At 71.6% G+C, this 13639-nt stretch carries 14 protein-coding genes; 4 read left to right on the top strand and 10 right to left on the bottom strand.

Features of this window, described 5'->3' with window-relative positions:
- Positions 1 to 12: 12 nt before the first annotated feature.
- Both AXK61_RS21980 and AXK61_RS21975 read right to left on the bottom strand, forming a co-directional pair.
- Complete coding sequence (locus AXK61_RS21980) at positions 13 to 594, bottom strand: class I SAM-dependent methyltransferase (protein ID WP_068574988.1); 582 nt, start codon at positions 592 to 594, stop codon at positions 13 to 15.
- Between the two features lie 10 nt (positions 595 to 604).
- Positions 605 to 2098, bottom strand: a complete 1494-nt coding sequence (locus tag AXK61_RS21975; protein WP_082778220.1) for a serine/threonine-protein kinase — start codon at positions 2096 to 2098, stop codon at positions 605 to 607.
- A 189-nt stretch (positions 2099 to 2287) separates the two neighbouring features.
- On the opposite strand from AXK61_RS21975, the gene AXK61_RS21970 reads away from it, so the two are divergent.
- Both AXK61_RS21970 and AXK61_RS21965 read left to right on the top strand, forming a co-directional pair.
- Positions 2288 to 2599, top strand: coding sequence for a hypothetical protein (locus tag AXK61_RS21970; RefSeq protein WP_068747022.1), 312 nt, complete (start codon positions 2288 to 2290; stop codon positions 2597 to 2599).
- A gap of 39 nt (positions 2600 to 2638) precedes the next feature.
- On the top strand, positions 2639 to 3217 hold the full coding sequence (locus AXK61_RS21965) for an NPCBM/NEW2 domain-containing protein (protein ID WP_082778221.1): 579 nt from the start codon (positions 2639 to 2641) through the stop codon (positions 3215 to 3217).
- 6 nt (positions 3218 to 3223) lie between these two features.
- Here AXK61_RS21965 and AXK61_RS21960 read toward each other — a convergent pair whose 3' ends face one another.
- Both AXK61_RS21960 and glpX read right to left on the bottom strand, forming a co-directional pair.
- Positions 3224 to 4642, bottom strand: coding sequence for a class II fumarate hydratase (locus AXK61_RS21960; protein ID WP_068747021.1), 1419 nt, complete (start codon positions 4640 to 4642; stop codon positions 3224 to 3226).
- Between the two features lie 57 nt (positions 4643 to 4699).
- Positions 4700 to 5707 carry a class II fructose-bisphosphatase gene (gene glpX / locus AXK61_RS21955; RefSeq protein WP_068747020.1) on the bottom strand — a complete coding sequence of 336 codons (1008 nt, stop codon included), beginning with the start codon at positions 5705 to 5707 and terminating at the stop codon, positions 4700 to 4702.
- Positions 5708 to 5843: 136 nt separating this feature from the next.
- Here glpX and AXK61_RS21950 point away from each other — a divergent pair, with 136 nt between their 5' ends.
- Complete coding sequence (locus tag AXK61_RS21950) at positions 5844 to 6470, top strand: DUF4245 domain-containing protein (RefSeq protein ID WP_197466898.1); 627 nt, start codon at positions 5844 to 5846, stop codon at positions 6468 to 6470.
- 1 nt (position 6471) lies between these two features.
- Here the strand turns inward: AXK61_RS21950 and AXK61_RS21945 are convergent, their stop codons facing one another.
- Genes AXK61_RS21945 through AXK61_RS21935 form a run of 3 tightly spaced genes read right to left on the bottom strand, consistent with a single transcriptional unit; the run spans position 6472 to position 8667 of the window.
- Complete coding sequence (locus AXK61_RS21945; protein ID WP_068747018.1) at positions 6472 to 6684, bottom strand: exodeoxyribonuclease VII small subunit; 213 nt, start codon at positions 6682 to 6684, stop codon at positions 6472 to 6474.
- Positions 6677 to 7963 (bottom strand): exodeoxyribonuclease VII large subunit, encoded by a 1287-nt coding sequence (gene xseA, locus AXK61_RS21940; protein ID WP_068747017.1) that lies wholly within the window; start codon positions 7961 to 7963, stop codon positions 6677 to 6679. Before xseA ends, AXK61_RS21945 begins: the two co-directional genes overlap by 8 nt.
- Entirely contained in the window at positions 7960 to 8667 is a 708-nt protein-coding gene (locus AXK61_RS21935; protein ID WP_068747016.1) for a lipid droplet-associated protein, read from the bottom strand. The genes xseA and AXK61_RS21935 overlap by 4 nt, the downstream gene beginning before the upstream one ends.
- 59 nt (positions 8668 to 8726) lie before the next feature.
- Between AXK61_RS21935 and AXK61_RS21930 the strand changes: the two genes are divergently transcribed.
- Positions 8727 to 9677, top strand: coding sequence for a 4-hydroxy-3-methylbut-2-enyl diphosphate reductase (locus tag AXK61_RS21930; protein ID WP_068574997.1), 951 nt, complete (start codon positions 8727 to 8729; stop codon positions 9675 to 9677).
- Positions 9678 to 9750: 73 nt separating this feature from the next.
- On the opposite strand, the gene AXK61_RS21925 is transcribed toward AXK61_RS21930, so the two are convergent.
- From AXK61_RS21925 to AXK61_RS21915, 3 genes are read right to left on the bottom strand one after another with little or no spacing between them, the layout of a single operon-like run.
- Positions 9751 to 11313 carry a DUF6542 domain-containing protein gene (locus AXK61_RS21925; RefSeq protein WP_068747015.1) on the bottom strand — a complete coding sequence of 521 codons (1563 nt, stop codon included), beginning with the start codon at positions 11311 to 11313 and terminating at the stop codon, positions 9751 to 9753.
- A 16-nt stretch (positions 11314 to 11329) separates the two neighbouring features.
- A complete protein-coding gene (locus AXK61_RS21920; protein WP_068747014.1) occupies positions 11330 to 12415 on the bottom strand; it encodes a DNA recombination protein RmuC in 1086 nt (361 codons plus the stop codon).
- Positions 12416 to 12450: 35 nt separating this feature from the next.
- Positions 12451 to 13638 (bottom strand): AI-2E family transporter, encoded by a 1188-nt coding sequence (locus AXK61_RS21915; RefSeq protein WP_068575331.1) that lies wholly within the window; start codon positions 13636 to 13638, stop codon positions 12451 to 12453.
- Position 13639: the final 1 nt, after the last annotated feature.

Raw genomic sequence — 13639 nt, 5'->3', positions numbered from 1 at the left:
ACCCGGTCCCGGTCAGGCCGGGCGCAGGATCGTCACCGCGAAGTCGGCGTCGTCGTGCCACGGCCTGACGTCCCAGGTCGCCAGGCGCAGGTCGGTGCGCAGGCCGGCGTCCTTCGCGTGGGTGTCGAACCGCTCCGGCGTGAGCCCGCGGTTCGTGTGGAAGCCCACCACGGCGAAGCCGTCGTCCGCGAGGTGCGCGCGGAAGTTCCGCAGCACCGTCGTCTCCGTGCCCTCCGCCACGAAGACCATGACGTTCCCCGCGCAGACGATGGCGTCGAAGACGCCGTCGAGGTCCAGCCCTGCCAGGTCCTGGACCAGCCAGCGCGGACCCGGGTGATCCTGCTCGGCCGCGGCGATGAGGACCGGATCGACGTCGACGCCGGTCACGTCGTGGCCCACGGAATGCAGGTAGCCGCCGATGCGCCCCGGTCCGCAACCGGCGTCCAGGATCCGCGACCCGCGGCCCACCATCGCGTCCACCAGCCGCGCCTCGCCGGCCAGGTCCGCGCCCTCGCGCGCCATCGTCCGGAAGCGCTCGACGTACCACTCGCTGTGGCCGTCCTTGGTGTCGGTGAACCAGCGGGGTGTACTCATACCCTCGAACTTACTTGCACGGGTTCGCGGCCTCTCCCGTGCCGGTGCTGTTGCGGAGGACGCGAACGTAGACACCGCGGTGTTGCAGTCCGTTACACGCAGCCACGCTCGACGTGCCGTAGTCGATGTAGGGAGTGTAGAAGGCCTCGCCGTTGTCGTCGGCGGAGCGGATCGAGCCGCAATTCAGGGCCCGGCTGTAGAAGTACTCGGCGCCGGGATTCGATGACAACTGGTCGTTCACGAGGCTCTTGACCGCGGGGTTCGACTGCTCGATCGAACCCAGGATCAGGATGAACCTCCCGTCGCACGGCGGCCGGCTCACCGCTCGGGTGAGGCCGAGGTCGCCGGCGCCGCGCGATGGCGCGGTCGGCGCCGGGGCGACCGTGGGCGCCGGCGCGGTCGCGGGCACGGTCATGGTCGGCGGGGCAACCACGACGGTCGCCGGAACAGTGCTCGATTCGATGGCAGGAGAGGCTCCGGTGGAATCGGAGCGGCCGAGCATCGCGGCTGTGCCCGCTACGAGGGCGCCGACCACGAGGGCAGCTGCGACCGCGGTGGGAAGGACCCACGTGCGCCGGGACTTCCGCTCGGGAGGCCGTGACGGCGCCGGAGTCGGCGCGATCATCGTCGGGACGTCGTGCGCCCCCGCCGCGGGCGGCACGGCGCGGATGACCGTCGGCTCCGCCGGTGCCGCAGCGAGTTCAGCTGCGAATTCTCCGGCGCTCCGAGGGCGATCGGCGGGGGAGCCGGCCATGCCACGGGCGATCGTACTGTCGACGGACGGAGGGATATCGGGGCGCCTGGTGGTCACCGGAACGACGGCGCCGTCGAGTGCTGCCGCGATCACGGCCGCGGGACTACTCCTGTCGAACGGCCGGGAGCCCGTGAGGAGGGCATAGGCGGTCGTAGCGAGTGAGTAGATATCTGCGCGCGAATCGATCTCGTCGCCCCGGAGCTGCTCCGGCGCGGCGTAGGCGACGGAACCGATGGTCGTCCCGGTGGCGGTCAGATCGGACGTGTCGCCCGCCGCCCGAGCGATCCCGAAGTCGGACAGCAACGCACGCGAGCCGTCGAGCATGATGTTCGCGGGCTTGACATCCCGATGGAGGATGCCCCGTTGGTGCGCGAAGTCGAGTGCTGCAGCGGTGTCGCGGACGATCGCGACGACCGCGTCGAACGGCAGGCCGCCCGGAGACTGCGCTATGTGCGCCGCAGCGTCGATCCCGTCGATGTACGGCATCGACAACCACAGCCGACCGCCCTCCTCGCCCCTGTCGAGAACTCCGACGATGTTGGGGTGATTGAGGGTGGCGGCGAGATCGGCCTCGCGGAGGAAGCGTAGCCGGAAGGCCTCATCCGTCGCGAGATGCGGTGGGAGGACTTTGATCGCGTCGTGGCGAGGCAGGCGAGGATGCTGCGCGAGGTACACCTCGCCCATGCCTCCCGCGCCGAGACGACGCACGATCGTGTACCCCGCGAAGACCTCACCCGGCGAAAAGGACATCTCGCACCTCCCGGGAGGAATCTACTACCCGAGCTGAGCGCACCAACGTCGGGCTCAGCGGCGCGGAGGGATCGGTGACCTGTGGAAACGCGGATCGTTCGCCGCCTGGGGCGACGTTCGTGCAGGCATCGCGCGTACTTCGATCGGAACCACAGAACTACTACGCGCGGTAGTGGGTACTGTCGAGGCATGACGAACATCATCGATCGCATCGGAACGGCGCCGATCGCGGCGGCGGGGCTCGTGGGCGGCTACTACGTGGCGCGGGAGACGGGGATCCGTCCGCTGGGTGGCGTCGTGCTGGCGGCGGCGGGCGCCGCGGCCGCGCAGGGCTGGTACGCGAAGGGCGGTGCGACCACCGCCGTCGCTCTCGGTGCGGTCTACCTGGGCGGATTCGGCGCTTCGCATCCGCTGGCGAAGAAGATCGGCGCGTGGCCGTCCGTCCTGGGCGTGGCGGCGGCGGCCGCCGGGGCGTCGTACGTTCTCGTCGATCGCCGCTGAGCGGGACCCGAACATCGCCCTACGGGCTACGCTCGCAGAGTGAGATTGAGAACAAGTTTCACCTTTGTCCTCTGTGCGTCGGGGCTCGCGCTCGCCGCGTGCGGCGGACCGGCGGCGTCGTCGAACGAGGCGCACCCCGGCGGCCTCAGCGTGGATACCAAGGCCGCCGCGGTCGCGCCCGCGGAGCAGTCCAGCGCGACGCCCACCGGCACCCCGCTCTACACGCGGCTGGCCACGTCCAGCGCGGTCGGCGGGACGGGGCAGGCGCTGACGGCAAGCCTCGCCGGCATCACCTACCGCAGTGCGACCGGCGTCTGGATCGGCTGTGAGGGCACGGCCTCGACGGCCGTCTACCGGCTGAACGGCGAGTTCTCGAAGCTCACTGGCGTCCTCGGACTGCAGCCGCACACCCCGAGCGACCTGCAGGTGCGCATCTCCTTCATCGTGGACGGCGACTCCCGCCTCTCGGCCGTGCTCACCCGCAACGGTCAACCGGAGAAGATCTCGGTCTCCGTCGCGGGGGCCCGGTCGGTCACCGTCTCGGCGCTCGCCATCGACGGGGAATGCGCGCCGGCACCGGCGCCCTACGGCGCGATCGGTGCCGCGTCGCTCACCTGAGCGCGATCAGCGCTGGCGGTCGACGTTCGCCATGGCCAGCACGTCGAGCCGCCGGTCCAGTTCCTCGAGCGTGAGCTCGTCGCCGATCAGGCCGCGGTCGATGACCGTCTGGCGGATGGTCTTCTTCTCCTTGAGCGCCTGCTTCGCGACGGCCGCGGCCTGATCGTAACCGATGAGCGAGTTCAGCGGCGTCACGATCGACGGAGACGATTCCGCGAGCGTCCGCAGCCGGTCCTCGTGGGCCACGAGCCCGTCGATGCAGCGGTCCGCGAACAGCCGGGACACGTTCGCCAGCAGCGCGATCGACTCCAGCACGTTGCGGGCCATCATCGGGATGTAGACGTTGAGCTCGAAGGCGCCGTTGCCGCCGCCCCACGCCACCGCGGCGTCGTTGCCGATCACCTGCGCGGCCACCTGCGTCACCGCCTCCGGGAGCACCGGATTCACCTTGCCGGGCATGATCGAGCTGCCGGGCTGCAGGTCGGGCAGGGCGATCTCGCCGAGGCCCGTCAGGGGCCCCGATCCCATCCAGCGGACGTCGTTGGCGATCTTGGTCAGCGAGATCGCGACGGTGCGCAGCGCCCCCGACAGCTCGACGAGCCCGTCGCGGGCGGCCTGCGCCTCGAAGTTGTCCTTGGCCAGCCGGATCTCGTCGACGCCCGTCAGCTTGACCAGCTTTGCCACTACCAGCGAGCCGAAGCGCTCCGGCGCGTTGAGCCCGGTGCCGACGGCGGTGCCGCCGATGGGGACCTCGCCGACGCGGGGGAGCGTGGCGCGTACGCGCTCGACGCCCGCCTCGACCTGCCGGGCGTAACCGCCGAACTCCTGGCCCAGCGTTACGGGCACTGCGTCCATGAGGTGCGTGCGGCCGGACTTGACCACCGATCGCCACGCCGCGGACTTCGTGGCGAGCGCCGCCTGCAGATGCTCGAGCGCGGGGACCAGGGAGGTCACGGCCGCTTCGGTCGCGGCCACATGGGTGGCTGTCGGGAAGGTGTCGTTGGAGGACTGCGACATGTTCACGTCGTCGTTCGGGTGCACCTGAACGCCGGCGCGGCCGGCCAGCGACGCGATCACCTCGTTGGCGTTCATGTTCGAGCTGGTGCCCGAGCCGGTTTGGAACACGTCGATGGGGAACTGGTCGTCGTGCAGCCCGTCGGCCACCTCGCGCGCCGCGGCGACGATCGCGGCGGCCTTGTCGGGGGCGAGCAGCCCGAGATCCTGATTGACCTGTGCCGCAGCTGCTTTGAGTAGTCCCATCGCCCGGATCTGCGCCCGCTCCAGCGGGCGGAAGCTGATCGGGAAGTTCTCGACCGCGCGCTGCGTCTGCGCCCGCCACAGCGCCTCCGCAGGCACCCGGACCTCGCCCATGGTGTCGTGCTCGATGCGGTACTCGGTTGCGGGGGTTTCAGCGGTATTAGCCATACCTTAGAAAAGTACTCGGGCCCCGGGATCATTCCCAGGGCCCGAGAAGAAGATCACTCAGTCGAAGATCTGCGCGTAGGTCTTGAGCTTGGTCAGGCGGTGCGTCGCGTCGACGATCCGGACCGTGCCGGACCGGCTGCGCATCACGATCGACTGCGTGGTGGCGCCGTCCGCGCGGTAGCGCACGCCGCGCAGCAGGTCGCCGTCGGTGACGCCGGTGGCGGCGAAATAGACGTGCTCGCCCCGGACGAGGTCGGTGGTGGTGAGGACCTGGGTCGGGTCGATGCCCAGGTCCGCGAGTCGCTGGTGCTCGGCGTCGTTCGACGGTGCCAGGGTCGCCTGGATCTCGCCGCCCATGCAGCGCAGTGCGGCGGCGGCGATGATGCCCTCGGGGGTGCCGCCGATGCCGACGAGGATGTCGGTCTTGGCCTCGGGGCGGGCGGCGGCGATGGCGCCGGCGACGTCGCCGTCGGAGATGAGGCGGACGATGGCGCCGGTGGCGCGGATGTCGGCGATGAGTTGGTCGTGGCGGGGGCGGTCGAGCACGGTGAGGGTGACGTCGGTGACTTTGATGCCCTTGGCTTTGGCGACCTTGGCGATGTTGTCGGCGATGGGGGCGTTGATGTCGATGACGCCGGCGGCTTCGGGGCCGACGGCGATCTTGTTCATGTAGAACACGGCCGACGGGTCGTACATCGCGCCGCGCTCGGACACCGCGAGCACCGCGATCGAGCCGGGCATGCCCTTCGCCATCAGCGTCGTGCCGTCGACGGGGTCGACGGCCACGTCGGTCGACGGCCCGAAGCCGTTCCCGACCTCCTCGCCGTTGTAGAGCATGGGCGCCTCGTCCTTCTCGCCCTCGCCGATCACGACCACGCCGCTCATCGAGACGGTGGAGACGAGCTGGCGCATGGCGTCGACCGCTGCGCCGTCGCCGGATTCCTTCTGGCCGCGGCCGACCCAGCGGCCGGCCGCGAGAGCGCCGGCCTCGGTGACGCGCACCAGCTCCATGGCGAGGTTCCGGTCCGGGGCGATGGGATTCGCGTCGGTGTTGCTGTCGGACATGGGTGATCCTCCATTGATCTCGATGCGCGCGGCGGGCGCGGCGGGGCCTCGACGCAGATTCTTCCATGCCGGGCCCGGTCCGGGTTCGGCTATGCCGCCTCCGACGGTGCCCGACGCTTTCGGGATACTGGACGGCGTGGCTGAGAAACCCCGCATCCTGCAGAGCCGTCGCGACCTCGTCTTCACGATGGTCCCGTTGCTGATGCTGTGCCTGATCGCGTTGATCGCGTCCGGCAACTTCAAGCTCGGTTTCGGCGCGGACCCGAAGGACGAGACGGTCCCGGCCATCAACCCGCAGGGCGTCTTCGAGGTCTCGGCGCAGACGCTCGGTTTCCCCGTCCGGATGCCGGGCGGTGCGGGTGTGGACCGCGGGGTTCCCGACGGCTGGAAGGCGACCGCGACCCGCGACGACGACGTGACCGGCGGCAAGGTCTTCTCCGTCAATTACGTGACGCCCGAGAAGAACTCGCTGCAGCTCTCGCAGTCCAGCGCGCCCGTCGGGAAGGTCGTGGAATCGGTCTACGGTTCGTCGGCGAAGCCCTCGGGGACCATCCCCGTCGGGGATCGGACCTGGGACGTCTACGGCCCGAACGACAAGAATCGCAGCGCCTGGGTGCTCCAGCTCGACGGTGCTGTGATCGTCGTCTTCGGCAGTGGCACGGTGCCGCGATTCACCGAGCTCGCGTCCGCGGTCCAGTCGCAGGCGCCGCTGCCCCGCACCGGGGAGCAGGCCCCCGCGGCACCGTCGGACGCGCCGAAGTAGGTCACTGCTCGCCGTCGGCGATGGCCTTCTCGATCCGGGCCCGCGCGCCCGCGAGGTGCTCCTCGCAGCGCTTGGCCAACGCCTCTCCGCGCTCCCACAGCTGCAGCGACTCGTCGAGGTCGATCCCGCCCTGCTCGAGCAGCTTCACCACGACGGTCAGCTCGTCGCGGGCCTGCTCGTAGCCGAGCTCGGCCGCCGGTGTCTCGTCAGTCATCGGTCTTCCCTCCCAGTCGTTCCACACCCATCACCGCCGCCTTGGCCGCACCGTCGGGCACCCGGACCCGCAGCTGCGAGCCGGGCGCGAGGTCGTCGATGCTGCGCACGACGGGATTCTCGCCGTCGGGCGTGATCTTCTGGACCACGGCGTAGCCGCGGGCCATGGTGGCCGCGGGGCCGAGAGTCGTCAGGCGCGCGGCCAGGTGCCGCACCCCGTCGGATTCCCGGTCGACGGTGCGCCGCACGTCCCGCCGGGCGTCGCGCAGCATGCGCTCGATCTCGGTGGCCCGGTCGTCGACGAGCCGCATCGGGTGCGCGAACACCGGCCGCGAGCGCAGCGCCTCGAGGGTGTGCGCCTCGCGCGAGACCCAGCCGCGCAGGGCCGCGGCCGCGCGGGACCGCAGCTCGGCGATCCGCGCGAGCTCGGACACCACATCGGGCACGACGCGCTTCGCGGCGTCGGTGGGGGTCGCGGCGCGCACGTCGGCGGCGAAATCGCAGAGCGGGTTGTCGGGCTCGTGGCCGATCGCGGAGACGATCGGGGTCCGGGCCGCGTGCACGGCCCGGCAGAGGGCCTCGTCGGAGAAGGGCAGCAGGTCCTCCACGCTGCCGCCGCCGCGGGCCATGATGATGACATCGACCTCGGGGTCGGCGTCCAGCGCGCGCAGCGCCGTGACCAGCTGCGGGACCGCGGTCGGACCCTGCACCGTGGCGTACTCGGCGCGGATCCGCACATCCGGCCAGCGGCCCTCGGCGATCGACCGCACGTCGCGCTCGGCCGCGCTGGCCCGTGCGGTGACCAGGCCGACGGTGCGCGGCAGGAAGGGCAGGGGCCGCTTGAGCCGCGGGTCGAACAGGCCCTCGGCGTGCAGCAGTTGCCGCAGCCGCTCGATGCGGGCGAGGAGTTCGCCCACGCCGACGGCACGGATCTCCGTGATCCGCAGTGAGAGGCTGCCACGTCCGGCCCAGTAGGTGAACTTGCCGCGCACGATCACCTGCGTGCCCTCGTTCAGGGGCACGTCGGACCGGTCCAACACGGCCGGCAGGCAGGTGACCTGCACGGACACGTTCGCCGACGGGTCGCGCAGGGTGAGGAACGCGGTGCCGCCGCCGCGGCGGTTGAGCTGCGTGATCTGCCCCTCGACCCAGACCTCGCCGAGCCGGTCGATCCACTGCCCGATCTTCATCGAGACCACGCGGACGGGCCACGGGTGTTCGGCGCTCGACGGCCCGCCGGAGGAGGGACCGGCCGCCGCGCCGGTTCCGGGTGCGGTCACCGAGTGATGCGGTTCTCGAGCATCGTCAGGAAGGGGGCCCGGTCCTTGTGGTCGCGCTCGTATGCGACGAGCGACTCGACCTCGGCCGTGGTGAGCCCGGGCAGGCGGCCGCGCAGCTGCGCGAGCGTCAGCTCGGGGTAGTCGATGCGCAGGGCCGCCGCCGGTAGGTCGTCCGGCGTCTCCGCGACGGTCGCGGTGCCCGACGGTGCCGGGGCGGGCGAGCTGTACAGGGCGTACCGTCCGGCGCCCGACGGTGCCTGCTCGGCCCCGGCGGGCTCCGTGCCCGGGTGCTCGGCGGTGGGCGCCGGAGCTGCGGCGGGCGTACCGGCGGGCTCCGTGGCGGCGGGCTGCTCCGCGGCGGTGGGCTGCTCCGCGGCGGGGGCCGCGGGCTCGGAGGCGGGGCGGACCTCGCCGTACGCGGCCCGGGCCGGTGCGGGCAGGTCCACGTCGACGTCCTCGTCGTCGTCGAACGTGGCCCAGGCGGCCTGCTCCTCCTCCTTGGCGGGGAAGACGGTCTCGATCGCGCGGTCGCCACGGACGGCCAGGTCGGCGAGGTCCTGCTGCACGGCGATGAAGGCCTGCGCGGACTTGCTGCCCAGCGTGAGCGGCGCGCTGACGGCGCCCGTCACGATCTCCTGGCCCTTCTCGGCGGCCAGCGACACGGCCCCGAGGGCGACGCGGACCACGAACGGTAAACGGCTCATGCGTCCAGGGTGCCTCATCGCGGCCGCGGAGTCTCCGTCAGGTGCCGTAGCCTGGGGGCATGAGTTCTGGCAAGCGAGTCCTGCTGGCCGAGCCGCGCGGCTACTGCGCGGGCGTCGACCGTGCGGTGGAGACCGTCGAGAAGGCCCTCGAGAAGCACGGCGCGCCCGTGTACGTCCGCAAGGAGATCGTGCACAACCGGCACGTCGTCGAGACGCTGCAGGACAAGGGCGTGATCTTCGTGGACGAGACCGACGAGGTGCCCGAGGGCTCCCTCCTGGTGTTCTCCGCGCACGGCGTCTCACCCGCGGTGCACGAGGGCGCGGCGCAGCGCAGTCTGCGCACCATCGACGCGACGTGCCCGCTGGTCACCAAGGTGCACCAGGAGGCCAAGCGCTTCGCGCGCGACGATTACGACATCCTGTTGATCGGCCACGAGGGTCATGAGGAGGTCGAGGGAACGGCCGGTGAGGCGCCGCAGCACGTGCAGCTGGTCGACGGCCCGGATGCCGTCGAGAAGGTCGTCGTCCGGGACGAGGAGAAGCTCGTCTGGCTCTCGCAGACCACGCTCTCGGTCGACGAGACGATGGAGACGGTGCGTCGCCTACGGGAGAAGTTCCCCAAGCTGCAGGACCCGCCGAGCGACGACATCTGCTACGCGACGCAGAACCGTCAGGTCGCGGTGAAGGCGATGGCGCCCGAGTGCGATCTGGTGATCGTCGTGGGCTCGCGGAACTCGTCGAACTCGGTGCGCCTGGTGGAGGTCGCGCTGCAGGCCGGTGCCCGCGCCGCGCACCTCATCGACTTCGCCCGCGAGATCGACCCGGCGTGGCTCGACGGCGTGAGCACCGTCGGCATCACCTCCGGCGCGTCGGTGCCGGAGATCCTCGTCAAGGGAGTCGTCGAGTACCTCGACGGCGAGGGCTTCGAGGACGTCCAGTCCGTCACCACCGCGAACGAGACGCTGGTCTTCGCTCTCCCGCGCGAGCTGCGGCCCCGCGCCAAGGCCTGAGGGCCGACACCCGTTCCACGAAGAAACCCGCGGCCGATGGCCGCGGGTTTCTTTCGCCGGTGGTGAGCGCCGATCAATCCTTGTAGCGGTGCCGTCGGATCTGCCGAGGCTCCTCCGCGGGCTCGGCGAAGTCGTCGCGGAAGTTCGTCTCGACGGCCGTGTCCTCGCTCTGGGGTCGGTAGCGGGGCGCCCGGTAGTGCTCGTAGCGACCCGGGCTCGACGGTGCCTCCGCCCGCCGGGAGGGACGCTCGGCGTCCCGGGAGAGGCTCGGCAGATCGGGCTGGGCCGAGCGGTCACCCGAGAGGCGGGGGAGTGAGGCGAAATCGTCGCGGGGGATCCGAGGCCGCTCGCGCTCGGGTCGCGGGGCGGCGGGCTCCGCGACGCCGCGGGCGCGGTCGATGTCGCGCGCCTCACGCCGGTAGTCGCGGGAATCCGCACGTGCGGCGGCGCGGTGCGGGCCCGACGGTGCGTCCGGCCGCGAGGCCGTCTCGGGGGTGCCGCGCCACCGGGGCTGCGGGTCGAGGGACCGCCGCTCGCCGTCGCGGCGCAGCTCCCGGGAGTCGTGCACGCCGGGCCGCGGGCGGTCGCCCTGGGCGACCGCGGGCCGGGGCCGGGCCCCTCGCGGCAGGTCGCGACGATCCCCGTCGACGGGGCGTCGGATCGGCTCGGGCCGACGGATCGGCGCGGAGTCGGGACGCACCACGCGGTTGACCTGGGTGGCCGGGGCGCCGGCGTCGCGGGCGGCGATCTCCTCGCGGCGGGTGCGCTCGCGGCGCGGGTCCTCGCGGCGGGCACCCTCGCGACGGGGCTCCGCGCGCCCGAGGTCGTCGCGCCGGGCGGCGGAGCTGCGGCCACGGGCCGCCGACTCGGTGGCCGCGGTCTCCGAGCGCTCGCGGCGCTCCGCGCGGTCCCGGACGGCACGACTGGACCGGTGCGACGAGCGGCCCTGGTGGCGCTCGGACCGCGCGGCGCCGTCGGCGACGAGGGCGGCAGCACCCGCCGCTGCGGGGGCCGCGGCCGGGTCGGGACGCATGCGGGTGAACGCTGCACGGAGTCGCTTGCCGAGGGGAGGGCCGGAGGACCCGGCCCGCTTCTTCGCGGCCCCGGCCTTCGTGGCGGTGCCGGACTTCGTGGTGGTGCCGGACTTCGCGACGGTGGCGGACTTCGCGCTGGTCGAACCGGCCCGCTGCACGCTGCGCGCGGTCGCGGTGAGCCGCCGGTACAGCATGAACCGGGCACCGCCGATCGCGATGACGACCACCGAGATCCAGAACATCCACGGGAAGAGTGAGATGAGCGGGAAGAGCACGTCCGTGAGGATCTTGCTGGTGCTGCGGGGGCTGGGGAGAGAGAACCACTTGTACACCGGGATCGCGGTGGCGATCACCAGTGGTGGCTGCACGATCGCGGTGAACAGCGCCCGATTGCGCACGGCGAGCACGGCGACGATCGCACCGACCGCCATCGCGAGGACCCCGGCGTTGCTGCCCGTGTACTCGCCCGCCGCGACGGCACCGACTCCGGTGAACACCAGCAGGGTCAGGACGGCACCCCACCAGGGCAGTCCGGGGACGGTCGCGAGCACGGACCGCTCGTCGACCGGCACCTGCGAGCGGGACGGTTGGAACTTCGACACAGGTGAACCGTACCGGTTAAGGCTGTGAGAACCGAGAATCCGACCCGGTGGGGACTGTTCGCGGCGTGAGCGTGAGTTCCAGGGGCTCCTCGCGCGCACCGTCGGGCATGGACGCCAGATCGGACAGCCGCCGCGCCGTGACCCCGACGCGCGCGTTGTACGAGCCGACCGTGGTGTTGAACGCCTCCACCGTTCTACCCAGGGCGGACCCGAGTGTGGCGAAGTGACTGTTCAGGACGTCGAACCGCTCGTTCAGTTCCCGGCCGAGTGCCTGGATCCGGCCCGCGTCCTCGCCGAGGGCGTGCTGCCGCCACGCGAGAGCGACCGCCCGCAGCATCGCGACGAGCGTGGTGGGTGTGGCGAGCACCACATTCCGATCGAGCGCGAACTCCAGGAGATCGGGGTCGGCCTGGAGCGCTGCGTCGAGGAAGGCCTCCGCCGGCACGAACATCACCACGAGCTCCGGGGAGCCCACCGCCTCCCAGTACCGCTTGCCCGCCAACTGCACGACATGGGAGCGGAACCGTCGGGCGTGGTCGGACAGGAGCGCCGCGTGCTCCGACGGCGGGGACTCCAGCAGCTGGAGGTACGCGTCGAGCGGCACTTTCGCGTCCACCGCCAGATTCCGGCTGCCGGCCAGGTGCACGACGAGATCCGGGCGGACGCGAGCCTCGCCGACGGCGGCCCCGTACTGCGTGGAGAAGTCGCAGTGCCTACTGAGCCCCGCCAGCTCGACGACCCGCTCGAGCTGGAGCTCACCCCATCGGCCGCGTACGGTGGACGACTTCATCGCCGAGCGCAGGGTCGCGGTCTCGGCGCGCAGCGCCTCGCTGGTGCGGGCGACGGTGCCGATCTGCTCGCGCAGCCCGGCGAACGCGGCCACCCGGCTGCGCTCGGCGACGGCGAATTCGTGTCCCAGCGCGTCGAGGGTCTGCCGCAGCGGCGCCAGCAGCGCGTTGACCGGACCGGCGACGGCGTCCGGGCCCGGGGCGGCACCGTCGGGCGACGCGGGCCGGGCGGGCACGACCCTGGCGAGGATCACCCCGCCGGCGACGCCGACCACCAGCGCGAGCAGCGCGACGATCAGGTGCGAGAGGTCCATGCCGACAGCATGGACGAACCCCCTGACAAGTTTCGTCAGACGGCGTCGGCGGGTGCCTCGTCGGCGGGCTCGGGTGCGGGCTTGCGACGGAGCCGGTCCCAGAGACTCGGCTTGGACGGCTCGTCGTCGGGGGGAGGCGTCTCGCCCGTCTTCTCGTCGACCAGTTCGCCGAGATAGCGGAACAGCACTGCGATGGCGGCCGCGACGGGGACCGCCAGGAACGCGCCGATGATGCCGAACTGCGTGCTGCCGAACGCGATGGCGAGCAGCACGATCGCGGGGTGCAGCTGCATCGAGCGGGACTGCAGGATCGGCGAGAGCACGTTGCCCTCGAGCTGCTGTACGGCGATGACCACGACCAGCACGGCCAGCGCGGTGCCGAAGCCGTTGGTGACCAGGGCGACGATGACGGCGAGCGCGCCCGCGACGAACGCACCGACGATCGGAACGAAGCCACCGAGGAAGGTGATCACCGCGAGCGCGCCGGCGAGCGGCACTTGCAGGATCACGAGGCCGAGGCCGATGAACAGCGCGTCGATCAGGCTGACTAGAGCCTGCGTGCGGATGAACCCGCCCAGTGTGCCCCAGACCCGGGTGAGCAGCTCCGCGAAGTGCTCGGCGACGGGCGTGCCCGAGTGCCGCCGCAGCCACGGCATGAACTTGTCGCCGTCCTTGAGGAAGAAGAAGGTGAGCATCGCCACCATGACGAGCGCGATGACGAACGACCCCGCGGCGCTCACGCCGGTGAACACGCCCGAGGCGATGGTCTCAGCGCTCTCCTGCAGCTTCTTGGTGATCGACGTGACGAACTTGCTGATCTGCTCGTCCTGCAGGTTCAGGGGCGGGCCCTGAGCCCACTTCTGGACCTTGCCCACGCCCTCGACGGCCTTGTCGGCGATCTGCTTGGACTGCCCGCCGATCGACGGGGCGATGAGCCCGATCACGCCGCCCAGCAGGCCGAGCGACAGCAGCAGCGTCACGGCCGTGGCGAGTGCCGGCGGTAGCCCCTTGCCGCGGAGCCAGCGCACGGGTGGCCACAGCACGGTGCACAGCAGGATCGCCAGGAGGACGGGCAGCAGGATCGACCAGAACTCGGCGATCACCCAAGTCAGCACGTAGAACATCGCCGCGATGGCGATGATCCGGAGGCTCCACAGCGCCAGCCAGGTGCCCGCGGCGCCGTACACCTCGCTGCGGGTCCGCGTGCCCGGCGGGTTCGTCATC

Origin of the sequence: Tsukamurella pseudospumae (assembly GCF_001575205.1) — a bacterium.
GTDB lineage: Bacteria > Actinomycetota > Actinomycetes > Mycobacteriales > Mycobacteriaceae > Tsukamurella > Tsukamurella pseudospumae.
Note: the sequence above shows the minus strand (reverse complement) of the source record. Positions and strands in the feature narration are given on the sequence as shown.